The organism is Pseudoxanthomonas winnipegensis (assembly GCF_030322905.1).
GTDB classification, from domain to species: domain Bacteria; phylum Pseudomonadota; class Gammaproteobacteria; order Xanthomonadales; family Xanthomonadaceae; genus Pseudoxanthomonas_A; species Pseudoxanthomonas_A winnipegensis.
Genome location: NZ_CP095475.1, coordinates 1975584 through 1990602, shown reverse-complemented (window position 1 = coordinate 1990602; position 15019 = coordinate 1975584). Strand labels below are relative to the sequence as shown.

Genomic DNA, 15019 nt, shown 5'->3' with positions numbered 1-15019 from the left:
GCCCCGCGCTTTTCAAGAACGATTCGCATTTCGCCATCACTTTCGCGCGCTGGCTAGACTTCCGTCCGCGCCGTCAGCCCGCTCCCGCCAGCGACGACGTGCACCGGTCACCGCCCGCCCGCTTTCGCCAGCCAGCCGACCGTTTCAGGACGCCCCGTTTGGGGCGTTTGGTGTTTTTGGGATTCGGGATTCGGGATTCGGGATTCGGGATTCGGGATTCGGGATTCGGGATTCGGGATTCGGGAATCGGGAATCGGGAATCGGGAATCGGGATTGGAGCGGAGGGGGTGCTCTTCGCTGCGGGGGATTGGACGCGGAATCGTGGGTTGCTGAAGACCGCGGCAATCCTCGTACCGTCGTTCCCGCGAACGCGGGAATCCAGCGCCTCTGGCGCTTTGGGCGAGCATCACTGGATTCCCGCGTTCGCGGGAATGACGTGTTCGGGCTTAGTCACCTTTTGTGCCGTGCGCTGACGTCGCGCGCTCGGCGTACCAGCGCGCGATGACCTCGCGCTCCTGCGGCGTCATCTGCGTGGTGTTGCGCATCGGCATGGCCTGCAGTTGGACCACCTGAAGCTGGATGGCGGCGGCGTTGCGCTCGACATCGCCCATGTCGTCCAGGCTCAGGCCGTAGGCGGCCCAGGGCATGATCGTGGCGTGGTCGGAATGGCAGGCCTGGCAGCGGGTCTGCACGATGCTCCACACCGCCTGCTCCTGCGGCGACAGCGGGCGAGCCATGGCCTGCGCCCGCTCGGCCTTGTCCTGCGCGGCGCGCGAGGCCAGCTTCAGGGCAAGCGATGCGGCCAGCACCAGCAGCGCGGCGATCAGCGGCAGGCCCCAGGTGCGGCGGCCGCGCCGCCAGCGCAGACCGAACCAGACCAGCAGCGCCGCGGCCAGCAGCCCCATGGCCGAGACCATCCAGGCGATCAGCGGGGAGACCTCGTGCAGGCTGGGCATGCGTAGACCGGAAGCGAACGGGCAAAGCGCCGTGCGCAACGCCGGACGCGGGCAGTCAGTGTAGCCGCGTCGCGCCTGTCAGCTGCCGCGATAGGTCGAATAGCCGAACGGCGAGATCAGCAGCGGCACGTGGTAATGCCCCTGCCCCGCGATGCCGAAGTCCAGCGGAATCACGTCCAGGAACGGCGGCTCCGGCAGCGCCACACCGGCCGCGCGGAAGTACGCCGCCATCGCGAACACCAGCCGGTAGCGCCCGGCTTCCAGCGCCTGTTCGCGCAGCGTCGGGCAGCGCCCGTCGGCATCGGTGACGCCCTGCCAGCGCAGCGCGCCGTCGGCGTCGAACAGCTGCACCGCCACGCCGGCGGCCGGGCCGCCGCGGCTGGTGTCCAGCACGTGGGTGGAAAGCGTGGTCATGCGGCGGACTCCTGCGGCAGCGGCCACTGGCCGGTGAACTCCTCCTCGTCGAAGGCCAGGAAGTCGCGCACCACCGCGGCGCGGTCGTCGACGAAGAGCTGATTGGCCACCGCCTGCGCCAGGCGCGGCAGTGCGTACTTCAGGCCCGATAGCGCGGCGGCCGACAGCCCCAGGTTGATCAGCGCCGAGTAGTTGAATGCGAACAGGCCGTGCAGCCTGGCCGCGTCCTCGTCCGTGCGCGGCTGCAGTTCGAAGCCCGGGCCCAGGTAGGGATGCGCGTCGAGCAGCGCATTGGCGGCACCGGCCGGCGGCACGTAGCGATCGCGCCAGCGCGCGATGGCCGGTGCCAGCGCGGCCAGCTCGGGGCGCAGGTCCGGATCGGTCACCAGGCCGGTGGCGATGGCGAGAAAATCGAAGGCCTGCGTGCCCTGCGGCGTGGTTATCACCGCCTGGCCATCGCGCTCGGCTACCGACAGCCACGGCGCGCCCAGATGCAGGTGGAAGCCCGGCATGGCCACCGCGCGGGCGAAGGTGTCGTTGGTGGGCGGCTGGTTGCGGGCGAAGAAGCTGGCCATCAGCGCGTACTTGTCGGCATCGGGCAGCGCCGGGAAGCGCGCGATGATGCCGGCCTGCTCCATGTGCCGGATCGGATTGACCCGCGGCAGCTGCGCGCGACGCACGAACACATGCGCCTCGCGCACCCCGCGCTGCAGCGCGTACTGCGCGTTGTCGAACGCCGACGCGCCGCCGCCGAGGATGGCGATGCGCTTGCCGGCCAGCGCGGCGTAGTCCAGCGGCCCGGAGGTGTGCGCATAGCGCGTGGGCGGCAGGTGGTCGGAGACGAACTTGGGCACCACCCACTGGCCGCCGCCCTGGATGCCGGTGGCCAGGATCACCTTGCGCGCCAGCAGCGTGCCGCCATCGTGCAGGTGCAGGCGGTGCAGGCCCTGCTCCGGCAGAGGTTCGAGCAGGGCCAGGCGCGTGTTATTGCGCACCGGCAGGCGCAGCACGCCGCGGTACCAGCGCAGGTAGGCCATCCAATCCTCGCGCGGGATCTTGTCCAGCGCCTCCCAGCCTGCCGCGCCGTGCTGAGCCTCCCACCAGGCGCGGAAGGTCAGCGAGGGGAGCCCCAAGTCGATCGAGGTGATCTGCTTGGGCGTGCGCAGCGTGACCATGCGCGCATAGCTGAGCCACGGCCCCTCGCGCCCTTCCGGGCATTCGTCGATCACCAGCAGGTTGGAGACCCGCTCGCGCAGCAGCGCGAAGGCGGCGCCCAGCCCGCTCTGCCCGCCGCCGACGATCACCACATCGAAGACATGGCCCTGGTCGTGCGTGCGCGGCCGCGTCCAGTCCGGCTTGCCGTGGTCCAGGCAGGCCAGGTCGTGGGCCACGCGGGTTTCCAGATCGGCCAGACTCACGCGTGCGTGCCCTCCAGCGAGACATGCGCCGCGACGACCTTCCAGCCGTCGGCGAAGCGCACCCAGCTCTGGCTCTGGCGGCCGCGCCGGGCGGCGCCTTCGCGGAAGAACTCGGCATTGGCGGTGGCGAAGTCGGCGCCGAAGGTGGCGATCTCCACCCGTCCCAGCCGGCGCTGCGGCGAGCCGCCGCGGCCGATGCGGAACGCGCGGATTTCCTCGATGCCGTACAGCACCTCGCCCACGCCGTAGCGCACGGTGCTGGGCGCGGCATGGAACAGGCGATCGAGCGTGGCGATGTCGTCGGCCATCAGCGCCCGTTCGTAGGCCTCGAAGGCCGCGCGCACCTCGGCCACCACGGCCGGGTCGTTGAGCGTCGGCTCGCCGCCTGCGCTCATGCCGCCACTTCCGCATTCCACGCCGCAAGCGCGGCGTCGATGGCGGCGCCGGGCGTACAGGCGAAGCCCTGCAGGCGCAGCACGGTCTCCAGCGCGCCCAGCGTGATCAGCACCTTGTGCTTGGCCGCGTTGTAGCCCATCGCGCCGATGCGCCAGACCTTGCCCTGCAGCGGGCCGAAGGCGGTGCCGATCTCGATCTCGAAGTCCTCGCGCATGGCGCGGCGCACCGCCTCGCCATCGACGCCGGCGGGGATCACCAGGCCGGTGACGTTGCTCATGCGGTGCGCGTCGTCGCCGAACACCTCCAGCCCCAGCGCGCGCGCGCCAGCGGTCACGGCGCGGCCGGCGGCGTGGTGGCGTGCATAGCGTCGCGCCAGGCCTTCCTGCAGCGCGATGCGCGCGCATTCGCGGGCGCCGTAGAGCATGGTGGTCGCTTCGGTGTGGTGGTTCAGGCGCTTGTCCGACCAGTAGTCCATGACCATGGCCAGGTCGAAGTAGTTGGAACCGATGCGCGGGCCGTCGCCATCGTCGATGTCCTCGCGCGCGATGCCGCGCTCGACATGGCGGCGGGCGAAGATGCGCTCGGCCGCCGCCTCGGAGACGGTGATCGGCGCCGAACCCGACGGCCCGCCCAGGCACTTCTGCAGCCCGCCGGTGACGATGTCCACCTGCCAGCGGTCGGCGGCCAGCTCCATGCCGCCGATGGTGGCCGTGGCATCCACGTACGACAGCGCGCCGTAGCGGCGGCACAGCGCGCCGAAGCCTTCCAGCGGCTGGGCCATGGTGGTGGAGGTGTCGCCGTGGATGGTCGCCACCAGCGTCGGGCGCACGCGCTTGAGCGCGTCCTCGATGGCGTCCAGCGACACCACCTGGCCCCACGGGGCCTCGACCGTTTCGATCCTGGCGCCGATGCGGCCGAGGATCTCGGTCAGCAGCAGGCCGAAGCGGCCGAAGTTGACCACCAGCACCGTGTCGCCCGGCGCCACCAGCGACACCAGCGCGGCCTCGATGCCGGCGCGCGCGGTGCCGTCGACCAGGAAGGTCCACCGATTATCGGTGCCGAAGATCGGGCGGTACAGCGCCATGACCTCGTTCATGTAGGCGGTCATTTCCGGATCGAACTGCCCCAGCAGGTCGGCCGACATGGCGCGCAGCACGCGCGGATGCGCATTGACCGGGCCCGGTCCCATCAACAGGCGCTGCGGCGGATCGATCTCGCCAAAGACTTCAATTGCCACGTATCGCTCCCAAACGTTCGATGAAATCCAGCATGGCCGCCACAGCCAGGCCGGCGTCGGCCGCGCTGGCGCGCTCGGCCGGGTTGTGCGAGATGCCGCCGTCGCAGCGCACGAACAGCATCGCCGTCGGGCACAGCGCACGCATCACCATCGCATCGTGGCCGGCGCCGGAGACCAGCCGGCGCGGCGCGATGTCCTGCGTTTCCACGGCCTGGGCCAGCAGTTCGACCAGGTGCATATCGCACGGGCTGGCGGCCAGGTCCTGCACCTGCACGGCCTCGACCTGCACGCCGCGCGCGGCGGCGATGGCCTCGAAGCGGCGCAGGATCTGCGCCGCACCGGCATCGCGCCGCGCGTTGTCGCCGGCGCGCACATCCAGCGAGAAGCTCACCCGGCCGGGAATCACATTGGTCGCGCCCGGCAGCACCTGCATGCGGCCCACGGTGGCGACCAGGTCGCTCGCCGCCTCGCGGGCGACGGCCTCGACCGCCAGCACGCAGTCGGCGGCGGCGGTGAGCGCATCGGCGCGCAGTGGCATCGGGCTGGTGCCGGCGTGGCCGGCACGCCCGCGCACGCTGACCTCGAAGCGCAGCTGCGCGGCGATGCCGGTGACCACGCCCAGCGCCAGGCCCTCGGCCTCCAGCACCGGGCCTTGTTCGATATGTGCTTCCAGGTAGCCGATGACCTCGTCGGGGCGGCGCGCGGCCTGATGGAACTGCGCCGCCGCCAGGCCCCAGCCGGCCAGTGCCTGCGCCACCGATACGCCGGCCGCATCGACCACGCCGTCGAGGGCGCCGGGCGCCAAGGTGCCGGCCACCGCGCGACTGGTGAACATCGAAGCAGGAAAGCGCGAGCCTTCCTCGTCGCCGAAGGCGATCACCTCGATGGCGAACGGCATGCGCTCGCCGCGCGCGTGCAGCGCGGCCGCGCATTCGATGCCGAGCATGATGCCCAGCGGGCCGTCGTAGCGGCCGGCGTCGCGCACGCTGTCCAGGTGGCTGCCGATCAGCAGCGCCGGCGCGTCGCGGTGCGCGCCTTCGTAACGGCCGATCAGGTTGCTGGCCGCGTCCAGGCGCGTGGCCATACCGGCCTGGCCCATCCACTCGGCCACCGCCACTTGTGCGGCGCGATGCGCCGGCGTGAGCCAGGCGCGATACAGGCCGCTGTCCGCATCGCTGTACGGCGCCACGCCCAGCGCATCGCAGCGGGCGATGGCGCGCTCGCCGGCGGCACGATGCAGCGCCGGGGCATTCACGGCTGCACCCGCGCGGCCTTGGCCGCCGGCGCCAACGCCGCGGCCACCAGCGCCAGCACGCGCGCCTTGTCCACGTCCAGGCAGGCGCTGGCATTGGGCGCGCCCTGCCCTTCACGGGTCATGCCGTCGTCGTCCACCGTGATGTGCAGCGGCACCGGCGTGCATACCGCCGGGTCCAGCAAGCGCGCCACGGGGACCACGTCGAACAGCGTCGGCGTCGTGCCCCAGGGGCTGCGCGCGGCCCACAGCGCATAGAGCCTGGACAGCGGCCCGGCGTAGGGCGTGGGCGCGGCGAAGATGCGCGCCTGCAAATCGGCTGGCAGCGCGATCTCGGTCGAATCCAGCGGCTGCACCTCCACCGGCACGCCGCTGGCCAGCAGGTCGCGCAGCGCCTGCGGGGCCAGCTTGATGTTGTATTCGGCGCTGGGCGTGTCGCTGTTGGTGCCGGCCACCGGCCCGTAGCCGCGCCGCAGCGAGCCGCCCATCAGCACCACGCGCCTGAGCCGGGCGAAGGCCACCGGATCGCGCTTGAGCGCGGCCTGCACCGTGGTCAGCGGCCCCAGCGCCAGCAGCGTCACCTGCCCGGCCGGCCGCTGGCGCAGCACGCGCAGCATTGCCTCGACGCCATCGGCGCGCACCGGCCGATCGGCATCGCGCAGCCAGCCGGCCTGACCGATCTCGCCCTCGCGCGTGCCAACGGCGGGTCCGGCGGCGACCGGCACCCGCGTGTGGTCCGTGTCCTGCAGCAGTTGCGCCACCAGCTGCGCGCGCAACCGGGTGTCGCCATAGGTCGTGGTCACCAGCAGCGGCCGCAGGCGCGGCGAGGCCAGCACCAGCGACAGCGCGAAGCCGTCGTCGATATCGGTGCCGAAGTCGTTGTCCACGATCACCGGGATCGGCGCTTCCTGCGCGTGCGGCTCGGCCGCTCGCGCGGCCGGCACCATCAGGCAGGCGAGCATGGCGAGGGCGCAGCGCGCGCGCAGCAGGGCACTCACCATCCGGCCACCACCCCGTCGCTGCGCGGATCGACCGCGCCACTCAGGGTCCCGTCGGCCTCGCGCACCAGCGCGCCGGCATGGCCCATCACCGAGGTGTAGGCCGGCAGCAGTTCGACCGCATGCCCGGCCGCGCGCAGCGCGTCGATCAGCGCCGGGTCGAACCGGTCCTCCAGCTTCAGCGAGGTGCTGTCCTCGCCCCAGGTGCGACCCAGCAGCCAGCGCGGCGCGCTGACCGCCTGCTGCAGCGGCATGCCGAAGCGCGCGTAGCGGCTGAACACCGCCGCCTGGGTCTGCGGCTGGCCTTCGCCGCCCATGGTCCCGTAGCTCATGACGCTGCCATCGTCGAACACCGCCAGCGCGGGATTGAGGGTGTGGAAGGGCTTGCGGCCGGGCTTGAGCGCGTTCCAGCCATCGCTGGCCAGGCGGAAGCTGCAGCCGCGGTTCTGCCAGGTGATGCCGTTGCCCGGCAGCACCAGCCCTGAGCCGAATTCGAAATAGGTCGACTGGATGCAGCTGACCGCCTGGCCGCGCGCATCGAGCGCGCCGAACCAGCAGGTGTCCCCGGCCTGCGAGGGCTGCGGCCAGGGCAGCGCCTGGGCCGGATCGATGCGCGCGGCCATCGCGTCGAGCGCGGCCGCATCGTCCAGCAGCGCCTGCGCATCCAGCGTCATCCAGTCCGGGTCGCCGACGTGCGCATCGCGCACCAGGAAGGCCTGCTTGGTCGCCTCCACCAGCCCGTGCAGGTGAGCGAAGCTCTCGCCCTGCGTCACCTCCAGCCGGTCGAACAGCGCCAGGATCAGCAGCGAGGCCAGCCCCTGCGTCGGCGGGGCGTGGTTGTAGAGCGTGGCATCGCGCACGCGCACATGCAGCGGGGTGCTGGCCTGCGCGCGATGCGCCTGCAGGTCGGCCAGCGCCAGCGGGCTGCCCAGCGCGGTCAGGTCCGCGGCGATGCTGCGCGCCAGTTCGCCGCGGTAGTAGTCGTCCAGGCCGGCATCGGCCAGACGCTGCAGGGTCGCGGCCAGCGCGGGCTGGCGCAGTAGTTCGCCTTCGCGCAGTGGCATGCCGGCGGGTTCGAACGTCGCGGCCCAGGCGCCGGGCTGGACGCGCAGCTCCGCGCCCTTAGCCAAGGCGATCTGCGCCCCGCCCGCGGTGACCGACACGCCGGCCCGGGCGTGGTGGATCGCATCTTCGAGCAGGCGCGCCAGCGGCAGGCGGTTGCCCTGCCCCGTCAGCGCCTGCGCCCAGCCCGAGACGGTGCCGGCCACGGTGTTGGCCGCGCCCGGCCCGCGCCACGGGATGGCCGAGAGGCCCGCGTAGAAGTCCAGCGTCGCCGCCTGCGCGCTGCGGCCGCAGGCATCGATGGCATGCACGCGGCCATCGGGCTCGCGGATCAGCCAGAAGCCGTCGCCGCCGATCCCGGTCATGTGCGGATACACCACGGCCAGCGTCGCGGCGATGGCCACGCAGGCCTCCACCGCGGTGCCGCCATCGCGCAGCACGTCGCGACCGGCCTGCGCGGCCAGATGATGCGGGGCCACGGCCAGGCCGCGGCGGGCGCGCAAGGTGTGCAGCATCAGCTGGAAGCTCCACTGGGCGCATGCGCGCCGGTCAGTCCGCTGGCTTCCAGCGCGCGCGCCACGGCGAACAGCCGGTCCTCACGCCCCGGGGCGGCGATCAGCTGCACGCCCAGCGGCAGCTGGCCCGGCCGCCACAGCGGCGCGGCCAGCACCGGGCAGCCGGCCAGCCCCAGCGGCTGGGTGAACAGCCCCAGATTGGCGCGCGCCGACACCGGCGCGCCGTCGATCTCGATGGTGGCCTGGTCGATGCGCGGCGCCACGCAGGGCACAGCCGGCGCGATCAGCACATCGACCGTGCGCCACAGCTGCGCCATCGCCTCAGCGAACCACGTCGCGAAGCGCTGTACGTCCAGCAGCGCCTGCGCCGGCTGCAGCTGCCCGGCCAGCAGGCGATCGCGCACGGCCGGATCGAAGGCGTCGGGCTGCGCCTGCAGCGCCTGACAATGCAGGTACGCGCCCTCGATGGCCGTCATGACGAAGGCCGCCATGCGCGAGGTCCTGGCCTGCGGCAGCTCGACGCTCGCGCCCGCACCCAAGGCCGCGCAGATCGCTTCGAGCCCGGCGCGCAGTGCGGGATCGAGGTTGGCATCGAACCAGCCGCCCAGCCACGCGATGCGCAGGGCGCCCACGTCCACCGGCGCCAGCGTCGCATCGGCCATCACTTCATGCACCGCCTGCAGCACGTCCAGCGACTGCGCGAACGGCCCGGCCACGTCCAGCGCCTCGACGAACGGGAACACGCCGTCCAGCGGCACCTGCCCATGCGTGCTGCGCAGGCCGTAGATGCCGCACAGCGCTGCGGGCACGCGGATCGAGCCATTGGTATCCGAACCCAGCGCGAACGGCACCAGCCCCGCCGCCACCGCCGCCGCCGAGCCGCCGGAAGACCCACCCGCCAGGCGCTCCAGGTCGTGCGGATTGCGCGTGATGCCGAAGTGCGCATTGACCGTGGCGAAGCCGTAGGCGAACTCGTCCATATTGGTCGTGCCCACCAGCACCGCGCCGGCGCGCTTGAGCCGGCGCACCACCTGCGCATCGCGCGCGGCCGGCGGCGCCGCAAGGCGCATCGCCGCACCGGCGGTGGTGGTCAGGCCCTGCACGTCGAACAGATCCTTGACCGCGAACGGCAGGCCCGCCAGCGGCGCGTTCGCGTCCGCGCTCGCCGTGAGGCCGGCCTCGAAGATGCGGGTGAAGGCCACCAGCGCCGGATTGCGCGCGTGCAGCGTCTGCAGCAGCTCGGGCATGGCTACACGCACATCGACCGCATCGCCCGCTTCGGCGGGCGCCGATGACGGAGGCTGGAAATCCGCCAGCGCAGCGGTATAGCCGCCGAGCAGGTCGAGGTTCTGCTGCACGCCCGGGCGCGTGGGAGAGTCCATCGTGATCACAGCGCCAATGTAAGCCGCGGGCTGCGGCTGCGCGAGCAGCACAGGGTGATCTGCCGGTTGCTGGCCTTCTCCGCCTCGCTCTGCACGGTATCGCGATGATCGGGAATGCCTTCGACCACATCGGTCAGGCAGGCGCCGCACAGGCCCATCTCGCACGACAGGCTGACCGGCACGCCGGCCTCGGCCAGGACCGCGGCGATGGTGCGCTCGGGCGCGACGGTGAACACCTGCCCGCTCGAGGCCAGCGCCACCTCGAAGGCCGTGTCCGCGCCGGCCTCGACCGAGGCCAGCGGCGCGACCGGCGCGAAGGCCTCGCTGTGGATGCGCGCCGCGTCCCAGCCGCGCGCCAGCGCGGCCTCGCGCAGATGCGCCATGAAGGCGCCGGGCCCGCACAGATAAAGCTGGTGATCCTCGCCCGCCCCGTCCAGCGCCGCGGGCAGCACCTGCCGCGCGTCGCGGCCTTCCTCGGCGCTGTGCAGATGCGCACGCGCGCCGAACTCGCCCTGCAGCTGGCGCAGGAAGGCAATCTCGCCGCGGCTGCGCACGTAGTAATGCAGCTCGAACGAGGCGCCACCCGCCTGCAGCTGATGCGCCATCGCCAGCAGCGGCGTGATGCCGATGCCGCCGGCCACCAGCACGTGGTGACTGCCCGCGCGCAGGGCGAACAGATTGCGCGGCGCCGAAATGCTCAGCGCCTGGCCCACGCGCAGGCGCTCGTGCACGCTGGCCGAGCCGCCGCGCGAGGCGGCCTCGCGGCGCACGCACAGCACGTAGCGCGAGGTGTCGGCCGGCGTGCTGGCGATCGAGTATTGGCGCACCAGCCCGCCGGGCAGGTGCACGTCCACGTGCGCGCCGGCCTCGAACGCCGGCAGCGCCTGGCCATCGGCACGGACCAGTTCGACGGCCAGATTGCCGGCGCCCTGCCGGCTCATCGCGTCGATGACGACCTCGATCGTATCCATCAGGCGAGGAAGAACTCGCCGAAGCCCATTTTCTTCAGGCCGCGACGGTAGGCGATGGAACTGCGGTCGGCCGGGATGTGCGCCTCCAGCGTCATGTCCAGCGGCAGGCGCTCGGGCTTCTGCAGCTCGACCATCGCCCGGTCCTCCTCGAACACGCGCAGGTTGAAGGCGTGCACCTCCTCCACCGGCTGGTCCAGGTTGAAGTTGCGCGCGATCGGCACGAACAGACGGGTCCTGCGCGCCGACACCGGCGAGGCGCAGTTGAAGATCACCAGCCGCTCATCGCCCGGGAAATGGATCGTCAGCGAGGCGCAGAACGGCAGGTGCACCTCGAAGTGGCGCAGCCAGGGATAGTCCGGCGGCGCCAGGTGATGGAAGCCCACGCCGTAATTGCTGACGTTGCTGACGTAGTCCACGGTGAAGCCGGTCGGCGTCTCCACCGGCACGTAGTCCGGCACCAGCTGGTTGGCCGGGTCGGCAAAGGTGCCGGTATGGATCCAGGCGAAGTGCGCCACGTCCAGAAAGCCTTCCACCTGCCGCCCGGCGAAGCCGTTGATGTCGAACGGCGGGCAGTTGATCTGCTGGAAGCCCGCCTGGTCCCAGTGCGGCATCACCGGCAGCGGCGCCGGGTTGTCCGCATCCGGCGCCAGGCACACCCAGACCAGGCCGTAGCGCTCGACCGTGGGATACGTCGCCAGATGCAGCTTGGCCGGGATGGCCTGGCCGGGGCTGGAAGGAATGCGGTTGCAGCGCCCGCCCGCGCCGAAACGCAGGCCGTGGTACGGGCAGACCACGCCTTCGCCATCGTTGGTACCCATGCTTAGCGGCACCCCGCGGTGCGGGCAGACATCGCGCGCCACCACCACCTCGCCGTGCACGCGGTAGACCACCAGCGCCTCGTCCAGCAGCACCGCCTGCAGCGGCGCGCCGGTGACCTCGCTGCTGTTGGCCACCGGGTGCCACTGACGCGCCAGCAGCCGCCAGTCGTGCTCGGTGAAGGTGCTGCCCGGCGGCAGCGCGCTGTAGGGATTGGCCGGATGGGCGGACGCGATGGCGGACATGAGGCGGGCGACCTGGCGGGGGCGGTTGCGGGGTGCGCCCCTACCTTGCGGCGGCGCACGTGTTGCAGTCCATCCAAGATTTTTCAATCATGCGTTGCAAAAAACAGAACAGGTGCGCCCAGTGCTGCCCTTCTCCCGCTTCGCCAGCTACTTCATCGAGGTCGCCGCCCAGGGCAACCTGCGCAAGGCCGCCGAGGTGCTGCACGTCTCGCCTTCGGCCATCCACCGCCAGATCCAGGGCGCCGAGCAGCAGCTGGAGACCGAGCTGTTCGAACGCCTGCCCACCGGCATGAAGCTCACCGCCGCCGGCGAGCTGCTGCTGGGCGATCTCAAGCGCTGGCGCAAGGAGCACACCCGCACCCTCGAGCGCGTCGGCGACCTGCGCGGCCTGCGCCGCGGCCACGTCAGCATCGCGCTGATCGACGCGCTGAGCGAAGGCTTCGTGCCGCAGTTGCTGGCCGAACTGACCCGCGAGTACCCCGGCTTCTCCTTCGACCTGCGCGTCATGGGCAACCGCGTGGCCAGCGAACTGGTGGCCGCGGCGGAAGTGGATTTCGGCGTGCTGCTGGACCCGGTCGAACACGGCAACCTGGAGGTGCGCACCGCCATCGACATCCCCGTCGGCGCCGTGCTGCCGCCCGACCACGCCCTGGCCGATGAAAAGAGCCTGGCGATGAGCCGGCTGCTGGACGAACGCCTGCTGGTGCCCGCCGCGCCCCTGGTGATCGAGGAACGCACCCGCAGCCTGTACGTGCGCCACGGCGTGGACCCGCGCCGGGTCACCACCTGCAACGACACCCGCCTGATCCGCTCGCTGATCCGCGACGGCGGCGGCGTGGGCGTGCTGAGCCTGATCGACGTGGCCGCCGACCTGGAACGCGGCACCCTGGCCTTCGTCCCCCTGCACGGCTGGCAGGCCCGCCCCCTGCAACTGGCCGTCTGCACCGCCCCCCGCCGCCAACCCAGCCGCGCCGCCCAGCTGGTGCTGGCGCGGGTGGTGAGCGCGGTGCAGGGGCTGCCGGCGCGGTTGGTGGGGAGATCAGGGAAAACCTCGAAGCGGAAGTCGATCAGCTCGAACAGCTGATCCCGCTGCGCCTTTTCGAACCCACGCTGGGCGCAGCAAGTGGACAGCCCAACGATGAAGGCATAAGGTAGGCACAGGTAATACCTCTGACTACACCGGATCGCGACCATGGCATCGCCGACCTCGCTCAAGCTCGATCAAGCGATGAAAGAGCGCATTCAGCACCTGGCGGACACCCGTCGCCGGTCCCCGCACTGGATCATGCGCGAGGCCATCGCACAGTACGTCGAACGCGAGGAGCAGCGCGAGGCCTTCCGTCAGGACACGCTGCGCGCATGGGAGGAGTTCCAGCGGACCGGCCTGCATCTGACCGGAGCCGAAGCCGACGCGTGGCTGGCCAGGCTCGAAGCGGGTGAGGACGCGGAGCCGCCCGCATGCCACACCTGAGCTGGGCGCCCGCCGCAGTCTCAGATATTCAACGCCTTTACCGCTTCCTGCTGCCCAAGAATGCCGACGCCGCCCGGCGCGCCATCAAGGCCATCCGCGAGGGCGTCAAGATCCTCGCCCGGCAGCCACGCATCGGACGGCCCATCGAAGACCTGCCAACGGAATTCCGCGACTGGCCGATCGATTTCGGCGACGATGGGTATGTGGTCCGATATCGGATCGAGAATGAGGTAGTGACAATCCTGGCGGTGCGACACCAGAAGGAAGCTGGATTTTGAGGACGCCCATGAAACTGATCCTCGCCAGTGACGTTTATGAGGGCTCACGATCCAGGCCCCTCAAGCTCGGCCGCTACGGCCAAAGAGCGCATATTCGGCGGCGGCCGACATGTGATGCAGCACCGCCAGTGGTCATATAGGCTAGAACCCGTGTTTTAAGGCGAACAAGGAATGTGCCATGCCCGAAATGGATATCAGTGCCTCGGCCGACGAGGTCGTCGCCCTTCTGCAGCAAGGTCAGGCTCGTCAGGCGGCTGCCCGGCTCACGGAACTGCGGCAGGACCAAGCCACCGTGGTCCAGGAATCGCTAGACAGGTATGTCGCTGCGCGTGCCAGGGAACAGCTGAACGACCTGCGCCACCCCGGCGCGGCCGCTGCCGCAGACAGTGCAACGGTGCGCCCCATGTTGGACAGTCTCGCCGAAGCGGACAGGCCACCGCGGATGCCCGCGCGGGACGAAACAAGCGCCCTGTCACAAGCGCAGCAGCACGATGTCTACGGCAGCATCGTCGCGGTGCGTGGCGACTCCGCTGCGCGCGATGCCATGTCCACGACCGACCGAGTAATCCTCGGACTGCGTCGCGAAGACAGGACGACGGAAAAGAATGGCCAGGGCGTCTACAACGATCGCATCGTGGTGCTCTGGACCGACGACCACGGCGGAAAACACGCGAGGGAGTACAACGACGCCACGACCGAGCCCACCGCCCAGTACGACGGACACGCCAAGACCATCCCCGCAAGTCCTGGTTTCGGGAATGTCACGACGCGAACGAAGACAGAAGGCGACGATGTCAACGGCGATCGTGTCAGGGACATGGGTCGACTCGCGGACGGCACCACTGAAATGCGCGCAACGACTCATCCCTACCGTGGTCATCCAGACGAATTCGCGCTTCGCCCCTCATCGGCCGCGCTGACCGCAGGCGCAAACCGCGTCGAGCGTGACAGCAACGGCGATGGCTGGTTCGATGCCCGGGATACCCATGGGGTCCAGGATCTCAACGACACCTTCAAGATCCATCGCGGGAGTTCGCGCAATACCGATTCGGCTGGTTGCCAGACCATTGGCGGAGGACGATACGACGACTTCGTCCAGACCGTGCGCGCGACGCCGGGTCAGGACCGTTGGCAGTATGTGCTGACGTCCGTAGCGCCGGGCCGACCTCACACGCTTGACCCGGGCACGCACGTCGATCCCGCCAATGACCCAAGACACGCCCAGCACAGCGACCACGCCATACAGCAGCAGATCAGCACGCGTCTGCAGGCCATGGGAGGCCGGTACGCACAGCACGCCGAGGATTACAGCCTGCTGATGCTGCACGAGGCCAAGGCCGGCGGCATCACGCGCGTGGACGATGTGGTAACCAGTAACGCCACGGGCACCCGCGCGGCTGGTGAAACGCTGTTCCTGGTGCAGGGCCGCCCTGGCGACCCGGGGGCCCTGCGCGTGGGGGTCAATGCCGCCGAGCTCCAACAGACCTCTGTGGAGACCAGCCTGCAACTGCTCCAGCAGCAGACGCGGGAACAGGCCGTCCACGCGCCCATCCAGCACGCCCCCGCGCAGCAGCACGCTGCGCCTGCCCTGGGTGGCCGCTGACCGAT

General features: G+C 70.8%; 15 protein-coding genes. 4 read left to right on the top strand and 11 right to left on the bottom strand.

Annotated elements, in window-relative coordinates; translation table 11 throughout:
• Positions 1 to 446: 446 nt before the first annotated feature.
• From MWN52_RS08860 to MWN52_RS08810, 11 genes are all read right to left on the bottom strand, one after another.
• Positions 447 to 956 carry a hypothetical protein gene (locus MWN52_RS08860; RefSeq protein ID WP_286577518.1) on the bottom strand — a complete coding sequence of 170 codons (510 nt, stop codon included), beginning with the start codon at positions 954 to 956 and terminating at the stop codon, positions 447 to 449.
• A 78-nt stretch (positions 957 to 1034) separates the two neighbouring features.
• Entirely contained in the window at positions 1035 to 1370 is a 336-nt protein-coding gene (gene uraH, locus MWN52_RS08855) for a hydroxyisourate hydrolase (RefSeq protein WP_286577517.1), read from the bottom strand.
• Entirely contained in the window at positions 1367 to 2788 is a 1422-nt protein-coding gene (locus MWN52_RS08850; protein WP_286577515.1) for an FAD/NAD(P)-binding protein, read from the bottom strand. Before MWN52_RS08850 ends, uraH begins: the two co-directional genes overlap by 4 nt.
• Complete coding sequence (gene hpxZ, locus MWN52_RS08845; RefSeq protein WP_130522418.1) at positions 2785 to 3183, bottom strand: oxalurate catabolism protein HpxZ; 399 nt, start codon at positions 3181 to 3183, stop codon at positions 2785 to 2787. The genes MWN52_RS08850 and hpxZ overlap by 4 nt, the downstream gene beginning before the upstream one ends.
• Positions 3180 to 4373, bottom strand: coding sequence for a pyridoxal-phosphate-dependent aminotransferase family protein (locus MWN52_RS08840; RefSeq protein WP_286577711.1), 1194 nt, complete (start codon positions 4371 to 4373; stop codon positions 3180 to 3182). The genes hpxZ and MWN52_RS08840 overlap by 4 nt, the downstream gene beginning before the upstream one ends.
• A 37-nt stretch (positions 4374 to 4410) precedes the next feature.
• Positions 4411 to 5634: an allantoate amidohydrolase gene (locus MWN52_RS08835; protein WP_286577710.1), complete on the bottom strand. Its 1224-nt coding sequence runs from the start codon at positions 5632 to 5634 to the stop codon at positions 4411 to 4413.
• A 38-nt stretch (positions 5635 to 5672) separates the two neighbouring features.
• A complete protein-coding gene (locus tag MWN52_RS08830) occupies positions 5673 to 6671 on the bottom strand; it encodes a nucleoside hydrolase (RefSeq protein ID WP_286577514.1) in 999 nt (332 codons plus the stop codon).
• On the bottom strand, positions 6668 to 8248 hold the full coding sequence (locus MWN52_RS08825) for a gamma-glutamyltransferase family protein (RefSeq protein ID WP_286577512.1): 1581 nt from the start codon (positions 8246 to 8248) through the stop codon (positions 6668 to 6670). The genes MWN52_RS08830 and MWN52_RS08825 overlap by 4 nt, the downstream gene beginning before the upstream one ends.
• A complete protein-coding gene (locus MWN52_RS08820) occupies positions 8248 to 9630 on the bottom strand; it encodes an AtzE family amidohydrolase (protein WP_286577511.1) in 1383 nt (460 codons plus the stop codon). Before MWN52_RS08820 ends, MWN52_RS08825 begins: the two co-directional genes overlap by 1 nt.
• Before the next feature lie 5 nt (positions 9631 to 9635).
• Positions 9636 to 10601 (bottom strand): PDR/VanB family oxidoreductase, encoded by a 966-nt coding sequence (locus tag MWN52_RS08815; RefSeq protein ID WP_286577510.1) that lies wholly within the window; start codon positions 10599 to 10601, stop codon positions 9636 to 9638.
• Positions 10601 to 11662, bottom strand: a complete 1062-nt coding sequence (locus tag MWN52_RS08810) for an aromatic ring-hydroxylating oxygenase subunit alpha (protein WP_286577509.1) — start codon at positions 11660 to 11662, stop codon at positions 10601 to 10603. Before MWN52_RS08810 ends, MWN52_RS08815 begins: the two co-directional genes overlap by 1 nt.
• A gap of 121 nt (positions 11663 to 11783) precedes the next feature.
• On the opposite strand from MWN52_RS08810, the gene MWN52_RS08805 reads away from it, so the two are divergent.
• The 4 genes from MWN52_RS08805 to MWN52_RS08790 all read left to right on the top strand — a co-directional run bounded on the left by MWN52_RS08805 (position 11784) and on the right by MWN52_RS08790 (position 15014).
• Positions 11784 to 12746 carry a LysR family transcriptional regulator gene (locus tag MWN52_RS08805; protein WP_286577508.1) on the top strand — a complete coding sequence of 321 codons (963 nt, stop codon included), beginning with the start codon at positions 11784 to 11786 and terminating at the stop codon, positions 12744 to 12746.
• A gap of 108 nt (positions 12747 to 12854) precedes the next feature.
• Positions 12855 to 13133: a CopG family ribbon-helix-helix protein gene (locus MWN52_RS08800; RefSeq protein ID WP_286577507.1), complete on the top strand. Its 279-nt coding sequence runs from the start codon at positions 12855 to 12857 to the stop codon at positions 13131 to 13133.
• Positions 13121 to 13411 carry a type II toxin-antitoxin system RelE/ParE family toxin gene (locus MWN52_RS08795; protein WP_286577505.1) on the top strand — a complete coding sequence of 97 codons (291 nt, stop codon included), beginning with the start codon at positions 13121 to 13123 and terminating at the stop codon, positions 13409 to 13411. Before MWN52_RS08800 ends, MWN52_RS08795 begins: the two co-directional genes overlap by 13 nt.
• 178 nt (positions 13412 to 13589) lie before the next feature.
• The gene (locus MWN52_RS08790; RefSeq protein WP_286577504.1) at positions 13590 to 15014 is read left to right on the top strand and encodes an XVIPCD domain-containing protein; all 1425 of its coding nucleotides are present in this window, start codon (positions 13590 to 13592) and stop codon (positions 15012 to 15014) included.
• The last annotated feature ends 5 nt before the right edge of the window (positions 15015 to 15019 follow it).

What these genes read in the sequence shown, in the direction of transcription:
- MWN52_RS08825 (WP_286577512.1), bottom strand. Translation starts at nt 8,248, where the DNA reads ATGCTGCACACCTTGCGCGCCCGCCGCGGCCTGGCCGTGGCCCCGCAT.
- MWN52_RS08800 (WP_286577507.1), top strand. Translation starts at nt 12,855, where the DNA reads ATGGCATCGCCGACCTCGCTCAAGCTCGATCAAGCGATGAAAGAGCGC.
- hpxZ (WP_130522418.1), bottom strand. Translation starts at nt 3,183, where the DNA reads ATGAGCGCAGGCGGCGAGCCGACGCTCAACGACCCGGCCGTGGTGGCC.
- MWN52_RS08790 (WP_286577504.1), top strand. Translation starts at nt 13,590, where the DNA reads ATGCCCGAAATGGATATCAGTGCCTCGGCCGACGAGGTCGTCGCCCTT.
- MWN52_RS08840 (WP_286577711.1), bottom strand. Translation starts at nt 4,373, where the DNA reads ATGGGACCGGGCCCGGTCAATGCGCATCCGCGCGTGCTGCGCGCCATG.
- MWN52_RS08860 (WP_286577518.1), bottom strand. Translation starts at nt 956, where the DNA reads ATGCCCAGCCTGCACGAGGTCTCCCCGCTGATCGCCTGGATGGTCTCG.
- uraH (WP_286577517.1), bottom strand. Translation starts at nt 1,370, where the DNA reads ATGACCACGCTTTCCACCCACGTGCTGGACACCAGCCGCGGCGGCCCG.
- MWN52_RS08795 (WP_286577505.1), top strand. Translation starts at nt 13,121, where the DNA reads ATGCCACACCTGAGCTGGGCGCCCGCCGCAGTCTCAGATATTCAACGC.
- MWN52_RS08815 (WP_286577510.1), bottom strand. Translation starts at nt 10,601, where the DNA reads ATGGATACGATCGAGGTCGTCATCGACGCGATGAGCCGGCAGGGCGCC.
- MWN52_RS08810 (WP_286577509.1), bottom strand. Translation starts at nt 11,662, where the DNA reads ATGTCCGCCATCGCGTCCGCCCATCCGGCCAATCCCTACAGCGCGCTG.
- MWN52_RS08820 (WP_286577511.1), bottom strand. Translation starts at nt 9,630, where the DNA reads ATGGACTCTCCCACGCGCCCGGGCGTGCAGCAGAACCTCGACCTGCTC.